This window comes from Pseudomonas sp. Root71 (assembly GCF_001429045.1).
GTDB classification, from domain to species: Bacteria; Pseudomonadota; Gammaproteobacteria; order Pseudomonadales; family Pseudomonadaceae; genus Aquipseudomonas; species Aquipseudomonas monachiensis.
On the sequence record NZ_LMHY01000022.1, the window covers coordinates 17,585 to 32,615 of the forward strand.

Consider the following 15,031-nt stretch of genomic DNA (forward strand, 5'->3'; position numbering starts at 1 on the left):
CTTCGCTATATATGACCCATTTTTGAATCGAGGTTGTTGTTTAGTCCATGGCCAATCCGACCATCTCTCGCGAGCCTCATTGGCTGAACAAATCGCGCATGGCTACCAGCCTCGGCATCACGACTCAGGCCTTTGATAAATGGGGCGTTCAGCCTGTTGCGAAGATCGGCCGCGACGTCTTCTACGACGTCCGTTCTGTGCTGGATAACCGGCTCAAGCATCAGGTGACAAAAGACCAACCTGTCGATGACAACGGTGATCCGATCGATCCGCTCATTGAATACAAACAGGCGCAGCAAAAATTGCGACTGACAACTGAGCAGGCGGACGCTCAGGAAATGCGCAACAAGGTGAAGGCCAAGAAGCTGGTACCGGTTGATTTTTGCTTGTTCGCATTGTCTCGCCTGAGCGCAAAGCTCGGGTCAACCCTCGACACCGTGCACTTGAAGGTTAAGCGCAAGTGCCCCGACATCGAGGTGCGTCACCTTGAGGCGATCCAGCGCGAAGTCGCCGTGACGCGTAACGATGCGGTCGGCTTGGCTGATCTTTTGCCGGAGTTGCTTGATGAGTTTGTCGACACCTTGGATGAGGGCGCTGGTTGAGGGTGTCCGCAAGGGACTCGCCGGTCTCTACAAAGAGCCGCCGAGAACAGCGGTTGAATGGGCCGATGAACATTTCTATCTGTCGTCCGAGTCGTCCTATCAGGAAGGCGATTGGACGACAGCGCCTTTTCAGATCGCGATTCTTAATGCAATGGGCAACGACCTGATCCGTGAAGTCAACGTGCTGAAATCGGCGCGGGTTGGCTACACCAAAATGCTGGTGGCCAACATGGGCTACAAGGTCCAGCACAAGAAACGCAACGTCATTGTCTGGTGCCCAACCGATGGTGACGCTGACGGCATGATGAAGCGGCACATCGAAACGATGATTCGTGATAGCCCTGTGGTGCGTGCCTTGGCGCCTTGGTATGGCGTGAAGCATCGTGATAACACGCTGGATGAAAAGCGCTTCGATAACGCCAAAATGCTGTGGTGCCTGGGTGGCACGGCGGCGAAAAACTACCGGGAGAAGAGCCCGGATGAAGTGATTTATGACGAGCTATCGAAGTTCAACGCGGACATCGAGGGCGAGGGGGCCCCGACCATTCTTGGCGACAAACGCTTGGAAGGTGCCACGTTCAAAAAGTCCATACGCGGATCGACCCCGACAACAGTGGTTGTCGCTGACGAGAATGAGGAAACCTCGGGGGAGGGCTGCCAGATCACGCGGGCGGCCAATGATTCTCCGCACTTTTTGCGTTTCAACATCAAGTGCCCGTGCTGCGGGACTGAGCAATACCTGAAGTGGGGCGACCCAGCTACGCCGTTCGGTATCAAGTGGGCCGTGGATGAACTAGGGCAGGTGACCAAGGCCTGGTACCTGTGCGAGTCCGGCCATGGCTGTACCTTCGAATACCACGAAATGGTCGCGGCATCCGTCAACGGTCGCTATATCTGCGAGCGGACCGGTATCTGGACGTGTGACGGCATGGACTGGTTCACCGATGTGGACACTTCAATGCCTTCACCTCGTTCGGTGACTTTCCATATCTGGACGGTGTACTCGGAGTTTGTGACCTGGGCCGAAGTTGTCACGGAATGGCTCAAGATCAAGAAGGATCGGGGCAAGCTCAAAACCTTCGTCAACACCACCCTGGGCGAAGCGTGGGAAGAGGACCAAGGCGAGCAGTTGGAATGGCAACAGTTGCACGCGCGCCGGGAGATGTACCCGCAAGTGCCCGCCAAAGCAGTTGCCCTGTTCGGCGGTATTGATACCCAGGATGACCGCTATGAAGGCCGGGTCTGGGCGTTTGGCGCAGGTGAGGAAGCGTGGCTGGTCCATAAGTTCGTGCTCCAAGGTGACCCGGGCAGCATCGAGCTACGGGCCAAGGTCGGCATCGAGATCCACAAGACCTTCACCCGGGCGGATGGCACGGTGATGGGCGTCGAGCGTTGGTGTTGGGACCAAGGTGGTCACTACTGCGATGAAGTGCGAGAGGAATGCATCAAGCACGGCACCCAGTGGGTAATCCCTGTGTTCGGTGCCTCGACCTACGGTAAGCCAATAGCGACCTGGCCGCGTAAGAAAACCAAGGTCAAAGGCGGACGTGCGTATCTGGTCGAAGTGGGTACCGACAATGCCAAAGAGCTGATTTATGGCCGCCTCAAGATGCAGCCGGATGGTTCGGGTGCACCTGTGCCTGGCTGTATCCACCTGCCTGCTAACGAGATGATTTGCGGCGAGGATGAGTTGCGGCAACTGACCGCCGAGCGCCGCAAGTGGGTGATCGTCAAACACCAGCGCGTCCAGCGCTGGGACGCCGGCGGGCGACGAAACGAAGCGCTCGATTGCCTGGTGTACGCCTTGGCGGCGTTACGCATAACGCAGCAGCGCTTTGGCATGAATCTCGACCTGCTCGCGCAGCAGTTGCCGTCAGGCACCTGGGCTGTGCCGATGAGTCACGAGCAGAAAAGCAAACCGGCCACCGTTGCCGCTCTGACACCGGCCACGGTGTCGGTACCCGAGGTAGAGCCTCAACATTCACCCGACCAGCCCGCCGAGTCGGGCGGCTGGCTTAATACAGGACAAGGCGCATGGCTATAACCGCTCAAGACATGGTGGACCGCTATCTGGAGGCCGAGCTGGCCATCCTGCAGGGCAAGGAGATCCTCTTTAACGGTCGCAAGCTGATCATGGATGACCTGGAAGAAATCCGCGCCGGCCGACTGGAATGGGAGCGCCGGGTGCGAGCGCAACAGTCAGCGGCGGCGGGGCAGCCGCCGTACGCCCTGGCGACATTCCGATGAACCTGCTGGATCGCGTGCTGGCCCCGGTGTTTCCGGGGCTGGTGGCTGAACGTCTGCATGCCCGTCACAAGATCATGGCCTTTGAAGCCGCGCAGATGACTCGCACGCACCAGGCCAAGAAACAATCCGCCAGCGCGGACCGCTCGCTACAACGTTCGGCGCGGTCCTTGCGCGAGCAATGCCGCAAGCTGGACGAAGACCACGACATTGTTACTGGTTTGTTCGATCGCCTGGAAGAGCGCGTGGTGGGTGGCATGGGCATCGCGGTCGAGCCGTTTCCCTTGAGCTACGCCGGGGAAGTGCATCTGGAGTTTGCGGCGCAGATCAAGGCTCGCTGGGCCGAATGGTCGTTGTGCCCGGAAACATCCGGTGAGCTGTCCCGCCCGCAGATGGAGCGGCAGGTGTGCCGAACCTGGCTGCGCGATGGCGAAGCCTTGGCGCAGAAGCTCAAGGGGCGAGTGCCCAGCTATGAGCATTTGGGCGTGGTGCCCTTCGCTTTGGAGTTGCTGGAGCCGGATTACCTGCCGTGGGAATACAACGATGAAGCCAAGGGCATTGTGCAGGGGATCGAGCGCAATCAGTGGCGGCGAGTCCGGGCCTATCACTTGGTCAAGCATCACCCGGGGCATGCCGCCGGTTTCCAGCTGACTTTGACCACCAAGCGCGTGCCGGTCGAACAGATGATTCACATCGCGCACCGTAAGCGCATCGGTCAAAACCGTGGCCAACCTCTGCTACATGCGGTGCTGATTCGCTTGGCGGACATCAAGGATTACGAGGAAAGCGAACGGGTCGCCGCCCGTATCAGCGCGGCACTGGCGATGTACATCAAAAAAGGCACACCGGACGACTACACCGCCCCGTCTGCCGTGAATGGTCAGAGCGTCAGCGCCCGCAGCATTCCCATCGGTCCGGGCATGGTGTTCGACGGCCTGCTGCCCGGCGAAGACGTCGGCATGATCGAAAGCAATCGGCCCAACCCTTTTCTCGAAGGCTTCCGCAACGGTCAGCTCAAGGCCGTGGCCGCCGGCACCCGTGGCACCTACTCCAGTGTGGCGCGCAGTTACGACGGCACCTATTCCGCACAGCGTCAGGAATTGGTCGAGGGGCAGGCGGGCTATGACCTGCTGCAGCACGAATTTATCGACTACTGGAGCCGCCCGGTCTATCGCGAATGGCTGCACATGGCGATTGCCAGCGGGGTAATCAAGGTGCCGGTCGACGTTGATCCGGAAACAGTGTTTGGCGCGATCTACCAAGGGCCGGTGATGCCTTGGATCAACCCGATCCATGAGGCCAATGCCTGGAAAATTCTGGTCGAGGCCGGCTTTTCCGATGAATCGGAAGTGGCGCGGGCGCGGCAGCGCAATCCGCAGGAACTCAAGCGTTCCCGGGCTTCGGAAATCAAAACCAACCGGGAACAGGGACTGGTCTTCAGTTCGGACTTCTATCACGAGATTTATGGACAAACGCAAACCGATGAACAGCCAAAAAAACCTGTCGTTGATGAGGCCGAGAGCCTCGATAACCCCGACGAATAAACCCGGCGAAAGCTGGTACTCACTGAGCGCCGCGCTGCAACGCGGGGTGGTCGAGGTGATGCTGTATGACGAAATTGGCGCGTGGGGCATTACGGCCAAACAGTTCGCCCGCGATCTGGCCGCCATGGGCGATGTGTCTCAGATCAACCTGCACATCCACTCGCCGGGTGGTGATGTGTTTGAAGGGACCACCATGTACAACCTGCTGCGCGGCCATTCGGCCCGGGTCGTGGTGTACATCGACGGTCTCGCCGCTTCGATGGCCAGCGTGGTCGCCATGGCCGGCGATGAAATCAACATGCCGGCCAACGCAATGATGATGATTCACAAGCCGTGGGGTGGTCAGGTCGGTGATGCCGATGCCATGCGCGAGTACGCCGATTTACTCGACAAAGTCGAGAGCACGCTGATTCAGGCGTATACGCGCAAATCAGGCAAATCGATCGAGGACATTCAGGTTTTGCTCAAGGCTGAAACCTGGATGGATGGCAACGAAGCGGTGGCGGCCGGTTTCGCTGACAAGGTACTTGATCCGTTCAAGGCGGCCGCTCAACTCACTTCAAAACGAATGCAGGAGTTCACCAATATGCCTACCTCGGCAAAAAATCTGTTCGATCCGCGCGCTTCCGCTCCAACCCCAGCACCGGCCCCAACCCCAGCTCCTGCCCCAGCCCCGGCGGTCGATCCGGCGCCGGTCGCGCTGACCCTGGATCAGATGCGTGCCCAAGTCATGGCGGCGGACGGCGCTCGCCGCACGGCGATCAATGCTGCGTTCTGTGGCTCGCTGGTCACTAGCCACACCGAGCTGCTCAATACCTGCCTCAATGACCTGAGCTGTACGGCCGAGATGGCGCGGGAAAAATTGCTGGTCACGCTGGGCTCGGCCACCACCCCCACGGGTGGACCTAGCCACCACGGCCACATCGGCAACGGCAACCTGGTCGGCGATTCGGTGCGCGCCTCGCTGGCGGGTCGTTTGGGGCAGGCGGAAAACCAGAAAGACAATGCCTATAACCACATGAGCCTGCGCGAGCTGGCCCGCGCTTCGCTGCATGATCGCGGCATCCTGGTGGCCACCCTTGATCCGATGGCCATGGTCGGCCTAGCGTTCACCCATGACTCCAGCGATTTCGGCAACATCCTGGTGGACAGCGCCGCCAAGTCGGTTCTGCTCGGCTGGGACGAGGCGCCGGAGACTTATCACTTGTGGACCAAAAAGGGCCGCTTGAGTGACTTCAAGGTGGCGTCCCGGGTCGGCATGGGGGCGTTTCCGAGCCTGCGTGAAGTTCGCCCAGGGGCTGAATACAAGTACATCACCACTAATGACCGTGGCGAAAAAATCCGCCTGGCCACCTACGGTGAAATGTTCAGCATCACCCGTCAGGCGATCATCAACGATGACCTCGACCAGTTGAGCACCGTGCCTTACAACATGGGCCTGGCCGCGCGCGGCACCATCGGCGATCTGGTCTATGACACGCTGATCCATTCGCCGGTGATGAGCGACGGCAAAGCGCTGTTCGATGCCGAGCGCAACAACCTGTTCTCCGGTACCGGCGCCAATATGTCTATCGAGGCGCTGAGCAAAGCCAAGACCGCCATGGCTTTGCAGAAAACTCAAGTCGAGGGAGGCAAGGCCCGAACCCTGAACATTCGCCCGGCGTTTGTTCTGGTGCCGGTAGCGCTGGAAGACAAGACCAACCAGCTGATCCGCTCGGCGTCGGTGCCTGGCGTCGATACCAATGCCGGCATCGACAACCCGATCCGCAATTTCGCCACGGTGATCGCCGAGCCACGCCTGGACGATGATTCGCCGGTTACTTGGTATGAAGCTGCCCGCCAAGGCGCTGACACCATCGAAGTTGCTTACCTGGACGGCGTTGAACAGCCCTACATGGAGCAGCAACAGGGTTTCACCATTGATGGCGTGACCAGCAAGGTGCGGATCGATGCCGGCGTCGCGGCGCTGGATTATCGCGGTCTGCACAAGTCAGTCGGTGTGGTGCCGCCTGCGAAGGCCAGCCGTTAACGGTTGAAGAGTCGCCTAAACACCCCGCCGCGAGCGGGGTTTGTTGTTTCTGTACAGGAGAAATTCGCATGTCCAAGAATTATTCGGGTCCCGGCAGCACGTTGACTTTTGTGGCGCCAGACGGTGGCGCGACGGCGGGGGTGCCGTTGGTGCTGGTGGATACGGTGGTCATCCCGATCGCCAGTGGCGTGGCGGGTGATGTACTGGTCGGCCATCTCGACGGTGTCTGGCGTCTGCCTGCCGATGCAGCGCTGCTGCAGGGGCAAAAGGTGGCCTTGCAAGCCGGCGTGCTGGTCGATCCGCTCACGGCCACCGGTGATTTGGTGCCATTCGGGAAGCTGATGAGTGCTCCCGTCGGCGGTATTGCCGAAGCGCTGTTGATCCAATGACCACGCTGGGTCGCTTTCGTGACGTCACGGCCCGAATGGATGCAGTGTTGGTCAATCGCCTCGGCGATCGCGCCATCAAGCCGGATGGCCTGCCGCTGTCCGGTGCGTTCTTCTCGCCCTTTGTCGGTGCGGATGTCGGTGGCAAATCGAAGAGCGTGCGCCTGGGCAATGCCATCGTGACGGATAACGTTTTGGCGCCGACTTTCACGGCGCGAGTGGTGGAGGCAACGGGCATCGAGAAAGACACCTTTCTCACCATCGATCTACCGGTGGAGCAGGGTGGTGGTCGTTACAAGGTCAGCAAGCGCGAGCCTGACGGTGCCGGCATGGTCACTTTCATACTGAGTTTGAACAATGGATGAGCTGACGACCTTACACAATGCGATCGAGGCGACGTTCCGCGCCGGGTTGCCGTCGGTGGTGAGCGTCGAGGCGTTCCCCGAACTGAATGCTGAAGTCGGTCTGCCGGCGGTGTTGTTCGCCCTGACGGAAATCGGCGAAGCACCCGACAACGGCAGCGGAAAAACCTCCCTGAGTGGCCGCTTTCAGGTGTGCATCATGGTCGATTCCACCATCAGCAAAGCGGCCTTGCAGGCCGCCATTCTGGCCGCCGAGATCAGCAAGATTTTGCGCGGGCAGTATTGGGGGCTGGACTTTGTCGAAGAGGTGCAGGAGGTGCGTGCATTTCCGGACGACTCGATGCCGGAGCTGGCGCAATTTGTGGTGTGGATCGTGGAGTGGAAACAGGTGTTCCAGATTGGCGAAACCGAATGGTTATGGCCAGTCGAACCGCCGGGTTCCCTGTACTTGAACGTCGATGGCTGCACCGGTACCGGCAATGAAGATCACTACTTTCAGCCGGAGGATCTGGCATGGGATACGCCAGCGCCGAACATGACCGGATGATCGCGGCGATGCTGATGCCCTGCGTGGTGGTTGGCATCGATCTGAGCGCCGGGCGGGTGCGAGTCAAGGCCGGCAACTGGGTCAGCGCCTGGGTGCGCTGGCACAGCCTGGCGGCGGGCAAAGCCCGTCACTGGCGGGCGCCGAGTCCGGGGGAGCAGGGCGCATTGTTCAGCCCCAGCGGTGATCCGGCCATGGGCACTTTTATCCCGGGGCTGTATGGCAACGCCGGGGCCCCGCCGGACAACCGAGATCATGTCGAGGCCTGGTACTTCGACGATGGCGGCTCGCTGGTCTACGACTGGCAAGCCGGCAGCTACAGCATTGCGTTACCCGACGGCAGCCGCGCGACGATCACGGTCGGGGGGTCGCAGTTTGAAGTGACGCCGGAGCAAATCCGGGTGACGGCCAGCCAGATCACCCTGGTGGGTGAGGTGAGCATCGACGGTGCGTTGAGTGTGTCCGGCGACATCACCGGCGCCGGCACGATCATGGACGCCGGGGGCAACAGCAGCAACCACTCGCATTGAGTGAAACATTCACCTTCAGCCCGCCGCGTGCGGGTTTTTTTATACCTGGAGTAAATCCATGACAAGCAAAACCAAGGAAGTATCAGCCGCCAGTGAGGCGCCCGCGCCGGCCACGCTGAGCCTCTTTCGCGACACGCTGTATACCTCGCGGGTGCTGATTCTGCTGGAGGCCGAGCGCACCTTGAAAGTGGAAAAAGGACAGGTTGCGGTGGCCTCGGATGACATGGTGGCGCTCGAGTATTTGCATGGTCGCAAGGATTTTGTCGCGGCCGAGGGCTGATCCCATGATCGGGATGATCGGACTGGATCGCCGCACCGGCCAGCTGATTTCCGGCCTCGATCACCTGCGCCAGTCCATCGAGGACATCTTGTCGACGCCCTTGGGCAGCCGGCGCATGCGCCCGGAGTACGGCAGCAAGCTGCGGCGCTTTGTCGACCTGCCGGTCAATGACGGCTGGAAAAGTGCCGTGCAGGCGGAAGTGGCCAGCACGCTCGGGCGCTGGGAGCCTCGCCTGAAACTGGGCCGGGTGCGCGCCGTGGCCATCCTCGACGGGCGTATCACCTTTGAACTGACCGGGCAGTACCTGGGCAGCGACGTGACTTTGGAGGTGTCCGCATGACCATGGAACTGGCGGCCCTGCCGCCGCCGCAAGTGCTGGAAGACCTCGACTTTGAAGTGGTGTACCAGGAGAAGCTGGAAGCCTTCCGCCTGAGCATGGGCGACAACTGGAGCGCAGAGCTGGAGAGTGATCCGGTACTCAAGCTGATCGAGCAGGCCGCATATGGCGCCTTGCAGAACCGGGCGCGGGTCAACGACGCGGGCAAGGCCTTGCTGTTGGCCCATGCCGAGCGGGCCGACCTCGATCACCTGGCCGCCAACGTCAACCTGCAACGCCTGGTGATTCAGGCCGGAGATCCGAGCACGGTGCCGCCGACGCCGCAGGTGCTCGAAGAGGACGATGCCCTGCGCGAGCGGGTGCAGCTGTCGTATGAGGGGTTGACCACGGCGGGGCCGCGCAACAGCTACATCTTGCATGCACGCAACGCTTCCGGGTTGGTGGCCGATGCTACGGCAGAAAGCCCGTCACCGGCCGTGGTGGTGGTCACCGTGCTCAGCCTGGAAGGTAGCGGCGCCGCCTCGCCGGAATTGCTGGAAGAGGTCCGGCTGCACCTCAATGACGAGGACGTGCGGCCGGTGGCCGATCGGCTCACGGTGCAGAGCGCCGTGGTCATCGATTACCACATTGAAGCGGTGCTGTACCCGCAGGCACCGGGGCCGGAAAACGAAGCCTATCTGGCCGAAAGCCAGAAACGCCTGAGCGAGTGGATCAACCCGCGCCGCCGTCTGGGGCTGGAAGTGGCGCGTTCAGGCGTCGATGCGCAGCTGCACGTTCCCGGCATCGCCCGGGTCGAGCTGCTGGACTGGACCGACATCAAACCGAGCAAGGCCGAGGCCGCGTACTGCACCGGCTATACCGTGACACTGGGGGCCTGACATGAGCAGTTTGTTGCCGCTCAACAGCACCCCGCTGGAATTGGCCGTGGAAGCGGCCAACTACGAAAACACGTTGATTCCGCTGCGCAGTTTGTACAACGCCGACACCTGCCCCGAACACCTGTTGCCGTACCTGGCCTCGGCCTGGTCGGTGGACCGCTGGAACAACACCTGGACCCAGGAGGCCAAGCGCACGGCGATCCGTTCGGCTTACGACGTGCACGCGCGCAAAGGCACCATCGGTGCGTTGCGGCGGGTGGTCGAGCCCTTGGGCTACCTGATCGACGTCGTGGAATGGTTCGACACCATGCCGGAAGGCGTACCCGGCACGTTCGCCCTGGAGGTGGGGCTGAATGACGCCGGCATCACCGAGGAACTGTACGAGGAACTGGCGTGGTTGATCGACGACGCCCGTCCGGTCAGCCGACACATGACCAACCTGGCGCTCAGTTTGCAGACCGAGGGGGTGCTGGGGATTGCCGTGTGTGTCTACGAGGGCGAAGAGATCGACGTGTACCCACCGGCCCCACAAGACATCGACGTGACCGGCAGCTTTGGCCCGGCGCTTTGCGTCGATGAAACCGATACTTTGGACGTTTATCCCTATGATTGATAAGACCAGTCAGTTTTTTGCCATTCTCACGGCGGTCGGTGAAGCCAAACATGCCAATGCCATCGCCATGGGCCTGGACTGGATGTTCACCGAGATGGGCCTGGGCGATGCCAACGGCACCGACCCGATTCCCGATCGCCTGCAGACCCAGTTGATCAATGAATGGCGCCGGGCGCCGATCAACCAGATCCGCGTCGATCCGGCCAATCCCAACACCGTCATCACCGAACAGATCATTCCGCCGGAAGTGGGCGGTGAGTGGATTCGCGAGATCGGGCTGTACGATGTCGACGGCGACCTGGTGGCGGTGGCCAACTGCGCACCGAGCTACAAACCGTTGCTGGACCAAGGCAGTGGCAAGACCCAGGTCGTGCGGATGAACTTCATCGTCAGCAGCTCGGCGAACATCGTGCTGAAGATCGATCCGGCGGTGGTGCTGGCCACCCGCGAATACGTCGACCTCGCGATCAGCGAAGCGCTGGCCAAGCTGGATCACAAACAGTCAGCGCGCGTGGCGGCGACCGCCGCCATTGCCCTGAGCAACGTACAGACCATCGATGACGTGGCTGTGGTCGTCGGTGACCGTGTGCTGGTGACTGCGCAGGCAGAAGCTCAGGACAACGGCCTGTATGTCGTCAATGCCGAAGGCTGGACGCGGGCCGCCGATGCCGATAACAGCCTGGAAGTGACCCCGGGGTTGTTCATTCACGTCGAGCAAGGCACGACCAACGGCGACAGCCTCTGGCAACTGGTCACCGACGCGCCGATTTCGCTCGGCACCACCGGTTTGCAGTTTGAAATGATTGCGGGCGGCAGTGGGGGCGGTGTCGGCACGTTTCGCAGTGTCACCGTCGATGCCCTCGGGCGTGTGGTCGCCGGTACCAACCCGACCACCCTGGCCGGCTACGGCATCACCGATGCCTTGGCGGCCAGTGAAAACTTGGCCGATGTCGCAGATGTGGTCGAGACTCGGAATAACCTCGGGCTGGGCACCGCCGCGACCGCTGCTGTGCAGGTCGATCTGCACGACGAAACAGCTGATGCGCTGATGAAGGTCGGAGCGTTCGGCTGGGGCGGGCCCGCCTATGCGGTCAGTGATGTTGACATCGGTGGCTTGAACGCGGAGACGGCTCTCTATTTCATCAGCAATGGTATAGGAGGGCCAGGAGGCGGGATCTATGAGGGGTGGGTTCGCGTCTCGGCGATTACACCAGGTCAATACGCCTTCCAGGAGATTTATGGGAATGCCGATCACACCCTCAACCGCCGGGCCTTGACGGCCGGTGTGTGGGGTGAATGGGAAAGCATCTGGGACTCAACCAATCTGGTTAAACAAACCTCTCCCCAAGATGACACCCCAGGTCATGTATTGCTCACGGGTGCTTATGGCATCGGTCACGGGGGGATTGTCCTTCCCGACGGTACTGATCTAAACACAATCACCACCGTGGGCATTTACCGGGTGAACACCAGCCTGAACATGCCTGCCGGCGGTCAATTCTCCCCCATGCTGGTTGCAGTCAGTCAAGACACCCTCTGGCAACAAATCACCAGCTATAACTCCGGTACAACCTATACCCGAGGCGCAGTTCAGACCCCAGAGGGATATGAATTCAGTGAGTGGGTAACGGGTTGGAACACGAGTAACTTCAACCCTGGTGCGTACCAGACGGCACTGGGTTTCACTCCCGTGCAGCAAGGCGGTGGTGCGGGTCAAGAGTCGAACAAGGTCTACATTGGTTATCGACCCACCTCAAGCGACGTGGGTTTACAGGTTGATGCAACCGACTTCGGGAAGATCTGGACCGAAAGCAATTTTGATCCTGCTTCCATATTCTCCATCCCTGTCGGCGTACCGTTTCCATGGCCAACCGCTACGCCGCCCGACAAATGCGTTTTGATGGGGGGCCAGCCGTTCAATGTCGAGTGGTACCCGGCATTGGCAGCCGTGTATCCCATTGGAATGCTGCCAGATCTGCGTGGTGAGTCGATTCGTGGCCTGGATGGCGGACGTGGCGTTGACCCCGATTCGGGACGCACCGTGTTGAGCGCTCAGCTCGATACGCTACAAAACATGACCGGCGAGTTCATTCTGCAAGACGACGACTCGACGTTACTGGTGAACACTGCGACGGGTGCATTTTCGGTTGGCAATTCCAGCACGGCCATTACGCCGGCTGCACCGCAAGTCACCACAACGGGCTACCGCTCCGTCGTTTTCAATCCTTCAGCCGTCGTCCGTGTGAGTACGGAAACCCGTATGCGTAACGTGGCGTACAACTACATTTGCAGGATGTACTGATGCCGACTTTAGTGAATGGTTTTTTTGAAGAGAGCGGTTGGATCGAGGTGTACACATTCAGTGAAACCACCACCGAATACCTTGGCCAACACGAAACCTATGTCAGCTGTGGCTGCGGTCTGCCAGCGGGCGCCACCTTGGAAGTACCGCCCGAAGCCGGGGACGGAGAGGTGGTGGTCTGGAGGGATGGAAAATGGCTGGTAGTGCCCGACTTCCGGGGTGTGGCGTACCGCACCACCGATGGTAGTCAGGTGATGCATTCGATGCCTGGCGAGTTACCGGCCGAGCTGACGACCATGCCGCGACCGAGTGCGGCCTATGTCTGGAATAGTCTTGTTTGGACACTCGATGCCGCGCGCGATCTGGCGCTTCAAAACCAACGCGAACGGGCATGGATCGAAAATGAACTGCATTGGGCGGGCAGAGAGGTCGACAAGCATCTGGATGCGGACCCGGGCGCGATCAGCACGGAGCTGGCTTGGCGCACCTATCGCAACGAGTTACGGGCCTGGCCTGGATCGTCGGACTTTCCGGCCAGTGATAAACGGCCGGTAAAGCCGGACGGATCGACCAACACCGCGTCCTGACGCCCCGCATTGCCGGGGCGTTTTCTTTTCCATTCTGCACGTCACCGCACATTCCCACGGCCTCGCTTACGCGGGGCTTTTTCGTTTCTGGAGCATCACTCTATGAGTTTCTTTCACGGCGTCACCGTGACCCTGGTGGATACCGGCGCCCGCCACATCGCCACCCCGTCCGCATCGATCATCGGCCTGTGCAACACCTTCACCGTTGCGCCGCCGGCGAACGCGGCGGCCAACGAATTGCTGCTGATCACCCGCGAAAGCGAAGCGGTGACGGCCTGGGGCCCAGACGCCGCAATCACCCAGGACTGCAAGGCCATTTTCAAACGATCGAAGGCGGTGATTGTCGCCGTTGGTGTGCCGCTGCTGGACGACCCGACCGAGCAGCTGTCGGCGATCATCGGCGGGGTCTGGGCCGACGGTAGCCGTACCGGCATGCAGGCGTTGCTCAACGGCAAAAGCAAGTTCAACGCCCAGCCGCGCTTGCTGGTGACGCCGGGACACTCGGCGACGCTGGCGGTCGCCACCGAGCTGGTGGCGCTGGGTGACAAGATGCGCGCCATGGCCATCCTCGACGGGCCGAACACCACCGACGAAGCCGCGATCGCCTATGCCGAAAATTTCGGCAGCAAACACGCCTACATGGTCGACCCGGGCGTGCAGTTCTGGGATACCGGAACCAGTGCCACGGTCAACGCGCCGGCTTCGGCCTGGACCGCTGGCCTGTTTGCCTGGACCGATGCCACCTACGGTTTCTGGGCCTCGCCGTCGAACAAGGAGTTTGTCGGCATCACCGGCACCACGCGGCCGATCGAGTTTCTCGACGGAGATGCCTCCTGCCGGGCCAACCTGCTGAACAACGCCAATATCACCACGATCATTCGTGACGACGGTTACCGCCTGTGGGGCAACCGCACGCTGTCCAGCGATCCGAAATGGAAGTTCGTCACTCGCGTGCGCACGCTGGACATTGTGATGGACGCGATCCTCTACGCGCACAAGTGGGCGGTCGACCGCTCAATCACCGCGACCTACGTCAAGGATGTGACCGAAGGCCTGCAGGCGTTCATGCGCGATCTGAAGAATCAGGGCGCGATCATCAACTTCGAGGTGTATGCCGACGAAGAGCTGAACACCTCCAGCGAACTCAGCGACGGCAAGGTGTACTGGAACATTCGTTTCACCGACGTGCCGCCGGCTGAAAACCCGAACTTCCGCGTGGAAGTGACCGATCAGTGGATCACTGAAGTACTCGATACCGCCGCCTAAGGAGGCCGCTTAATGATTCCGGAAGTGCTCTACAACACCAACCTGTTTGTCGACGGCATCAGCCTTCAAGGCGATGTACCGAGCCTGACTCTGCCCAAGTTGACCCTCAAGACTGACGAATACCGCGCCGGCGGCATGGACGCGGCGGTGGAACTCGACATGGGTATGGAGAAACTGGAAGCCAGCTTCCTCACCAATGGTGTGCGCCGTGAGGTGCTGAAGTTCTTCGGCCAAGCCGATCTGACGGCATTTAACGCCTCGTTCCGTGGTGCCTTCAAGGGCCAGAAAGGTTCGGTCAAGGCGGTGGTCGCCACCCTGCGCGGCAGCCTCAAGGAAGTCGATCCGGGGGACTGGAAACCGGGCGAAAAAGGCGAGTTCAAGTACGCCGTCGCGGCGACCTATTACAAGCTGGAAATCGACGGCAGCGTGATGTTTGAACTCGATCCCCTCAACTCGATCCGCGTTATTGACGGTGTCGACCAATTGGCCGCTGTGCGGTCTGCCCTGGGCATGTAAGGAATAACACC

At 60.7% G+C, this 15,031-nt stretch carries 17 protein-coding genes; all 17 read left to right on the forward strand.

Going from position 1 to position 15,031, the window contains the following annotated elements; translation table 11 throughout:
* Positions 1-47: 47 nt before the first annotated feature.
* The 17 genes from ASD95_RS13930 (at position 48) to ASD95_RS14010 (ending at position 15,020) form a co-directional block, all read left to right on the forward strand.
* Positions 48-602 carry a terminase small subunit gene (locus ASD95_RS13930; protein ID WP_008015854.1) on the forward strand — a complete coding sequence of 185 codons (555 nt, stop codon included), beginning with the start codon at positions 48-50 and terminating at the stop codon, positions 600-602.
* Complete coding sequence (locus ASD95_RS13935) at positions 565-2,646, forward strand: phage terminase large subunit family protein (protein WP_056724287.1); 2,082 nt, start codon at positions 565-567, stop codon at positions 2,644-2,646. The genes ASD95_RS13930 and ASD95_RS13935 overlap by 38 nt, the downstream gene beginning before the upstream one ends.
* Complete coding sequence (locus ASD95_RS13940) at positions 2,637-2,849, forward strand: hypothetical protein (RefSeq protein WP_056724288.1); 213 nt, start codon at positions 2,637-2,639, stop codon at positions 2,847-2,849. The genes ASD95_RS13935 and ASD95_RS13940 overlap by 10 nt, the downstream gene beginning before the upstream one ends.
* Entirely contained in the window at positions 2,846-4,390 is a 1,545-nt protein-coding gene (locus ASD95_RS13945; RefSeq protein ID WP_056724290.1) for a phage portal protein, read from the forward strand. The genes ASD95_RS13940 and ASD95_RS13945 overlap by 4 nt, the downstream gene beginning before the upstream one ends.
* Positions 4,329-6,419 (forward strand): ClpP-like prohead protease/major capsid protein fusion protein, encoded by a 2,091-nt coding sequence (locus tag ASD95_RS13950; RefSeq protein WP_056725083.1) that lies wholly within the window; start codon positions 4,329-4,331, stop codon positions 6,417-6,419. The genes ASD95_RS13945 and ASD95_RS13950 overlap by 62 nt, the downstream gene beginning before the upstream one ends.
* Positions 6,420-6,487: 68 nt before the next feature.
* Positions 6,488-6,808, forward strand: a complete 321-nt coding sequence (locus ASD95_RS13955; protein WP_056724293.1) for a capsid cement protein — start codon at positions 6,488-6,490, stop codon at positions 6,806-6,808.
* A complete protein-coding gene (locus ASD95_RS13960) occupies positions 6,805-7,170 on the forward strand; it encodes a head-tail joining protein (RefSeq protein WP_056724295.1) in 366 nt (121 codons plus the stop codon). Before ASD95_RS13955 ends, ASD95_RS13960 begins: the two co-directional genes overlap by 4 nt.
* Entirely contained in the window at positions 7,163-7,714 is a 552-nt protein-coding gene (locus ASD95_RS13965) for a hypothetical protein (RefSeq protein WP_056724297.1), read from the forward strand. The genes ASD95_RS13960 and ASD95_RS13965 overlap by 8 nt, the downstream gene beginning before the upstream one ends.
* Positions 7,681-8,241, forward strand: coding sequence for a phage baseplate assembly protein V (locus ASD95_RS13970; RefSeq protein WP_056725084.1), 561 nt, complete (start codon positions 7,681-7,683; stop codon positions 8,239-8,241). The genes ASD95_RS13965 and ASD95_RS13970 overlap by 34 nt, the downstream gene beginning before the upstream one ends.
* A gap of 58 nt (positions 8,242-8,299) precedes the next feature.
* Positions 8,300-8,521 (forward strand): hypothetical protein, encoded by a 222-nt coding sequence (locus tag ASD95_RS13975; RefSeq protein ID WP_056724299.1) that lies wholly within the window; start codon positions 8,300-8,302, stop codon positions 8,519-8,521.
* A 13-nt stretch (positions 8,522-8,534) separates the two neighbouring features.
* Positions 8,535-8,861 carry a GPW/gp25 family protein gene (locus ASD95_RS13980; protein ID WP_043302559.1) on the forward strand — a complete coding sequence of 109 codons (327 nt, stop codon included), beginning with the start codon at positions 8,535-8,537 and terminating at the stop codon, positions 8,859-8,861.
* Entirely contained in the window at positions 8,858-9,736 is an 879-nt protein-coding gene (locus ASD95_RS13985; protein WP_056724300.1) for a baseplate assembly protein, read from the forward strand. Before ASD95_RS13980 ends, ASD95_RS13985 begins: the two co-directional genes overlap by 4 nt.
* Before the next feature lies 1 nt (position 9,737).
* Positions 9,738-10,349: a phage tail protein I gene (locus ASD95_RS13990; RefSeq protein WP_056724302.1), complete on the forward strand. Its 612-nt coding sequence runs from the start codon at positions 9,738-9,740 to the stop codon at positions 10,347-10,349.
* A complete protein-coding gene (locus tag ASD95_RS30310; protein ID WP_056724304.1) occupies positions 10,342-12,651 on the forward strand; it encodes a phage tail protein in 2,310 nt (769 codons plus the stop codon). Before ASD95_RS13990 ends, ASD95_RS30310 begins: the two co-directional genes overlap by 8 nt.
* Positions 12,651-13,238, forward strand: coding sequence for a hypothetical protein (locus ASD95_RS14000; protein WP_056724307.1), 588 nt, complete (start codon positions 12,651-12,653; stop codon positions 13,236-13,238). The genes ASD95_RS30310 and ASD95_RS14000 overlap by 1 nt, the downstream gene beginning before the upstream one ends.
* Before the next feature lie 102 nt (positions 13,239-13,340).
* Positions 13,341-14,504 carry a phage tail sheath subtilisin-like domain-containing protein gene (locus tag ASD95_RS14005; RefSeq protein ID WP_056724308.1) on the forward strand — a complete coding sequence of 388 codons (1,164 nt, stop codon included), beginning with the start codon at positions 13,341-13,343 and terminating at the stop codon, positions 14,502-14,504.
* A 12-nt stretch (positions 14,505-14,516) separates the two neighbouring features.
* Positions 14,517-15,020 carry a phage major tail tube protein gene (locus ASD95_RS14010; protein ID WP_056724310.1) on the forward strand — a complete coding sequence of 168 codons (504 nt, stop codon included), beginning with the start codon at positions 14,517-14,519 and terminating at the stop codon, positions 15,018-15,020.
* The last annotated feature ends 11 nt before the right edge of the window (positions 15,021-15,031 follow it).

Coding starts and splice junctions, on each gene's coding strand:
- ASD95_RS13985 (WP_056724300.1), top strand. CDS start 8,858: ATGACCATGGAACTGGCGGCCCTGCCGCCGCCGCAAGTGCTGGAAGAC.
- ASD95_RS13975 (WP_056724299.1), top strand. CDS start 8,300: ATGACAAGCAAAACCAAGGAAGTATCAGCCGCCAGTGAGGCGCCCGCG.
- ASD95_RS14005 (WP_056724308.1), top strand. CDS start 13,341: ATGAGTTTCTTTCACGGCGTCACCGTGACCCTGGTGGATACCGGCGCC.
- ASD95_RS30310 (WP_056724304.1), top strand. CDS start 10,342: ATGATTGATAAGACCAGTCAGTTTTTTGCCATTCTCACGGCGGTCGGT.
- ASD95_RS13945 (WP_056724290.1), top strand. CDS start 2,846: ATGAACCTGCTGGATCGCGTGCTGGCCCCGGTGTTTCCGGGGCTGGTG.
- ASD95_RS14010 (WP_056724310.1), top strand. CDS start 14,517: ATGATTCCGGAAGTGCTCTACAACACCAACCTGTTTGTCGACGGCATC.
- ASD95_RS13940 (WP_056724288.1), top strand. CDS start 2,637: ATGGCTATAACCGCTCAAGACATGGTGGACCGCTATCTGGAGGCCGAG.
- ASD95_RS13960 (WP_056724295.1), top strand. CDS start 6,805: ATGACCACGCTGGGTCGCTTTCGTGACGTCACGGCCCGAATGGATGCA.
- ASD95_RS13950 (WP_056725083.1), top strand. CDS start 4,329: ATGAACAGCCAAAAAAACCTGTCGTTGATGAGGCCGAGAGCCTCGATA.
- ASD95_RS13980 (WP_043302559.1), top strand. CDS start 8,535: ATGATCGGACTGGATCGCCGCACCGGCCAGCTGATTTCCGGCCTCGAT.
- ASD95_RS13935 (WP_056724287.1), top strand. CDS start 565: ATGAGTTTGTCGACACCTTGGATGAGGGCGCTGGTTGAGGGTGTCCGC.
- ASD95_RS13965 (WP_056724297.1), top strand. CDS start 7,163: ATGGATGAGCTGACGACCTTACACAATGCGATCGAGGCGACGTTCCGC.
- ASD95_RS13990 (WP_056724302.1), top strand. CDS start 9,738: ATGAGCAGTTTGTTGCCGCTCAACAGCACCCCGCTGGAATTGGCCGTG.
- ASD95_RS14000 (WP_056724307.1), top strand. CDS start 12,651: ATGCCGACTTTAGTGAATGGTTTTTTTGAAGAGAGCGGTTGGATCGAG.
- ASD95_RS13930 (WP_008015854.1), top strand. CDS start 48: ATGGCCAATCCGACCATCTCTCGCGAGCCTCATTGGCTGAACAAATCG.
- ASD95_RS13970 (WP_056725084.1), top strand. CDS start 7,681: ATGGGATACGCCAGCGCCGAACATGACCGGATGATCGCGGCGATGCTG.
- ASD95_RS13955 (WP_056724293.1), top strand. CDS start 6,488: ATGTCCAAGAATTATTCGGGTCCCGGCAGCACGTTGACTTTTGTGGCG.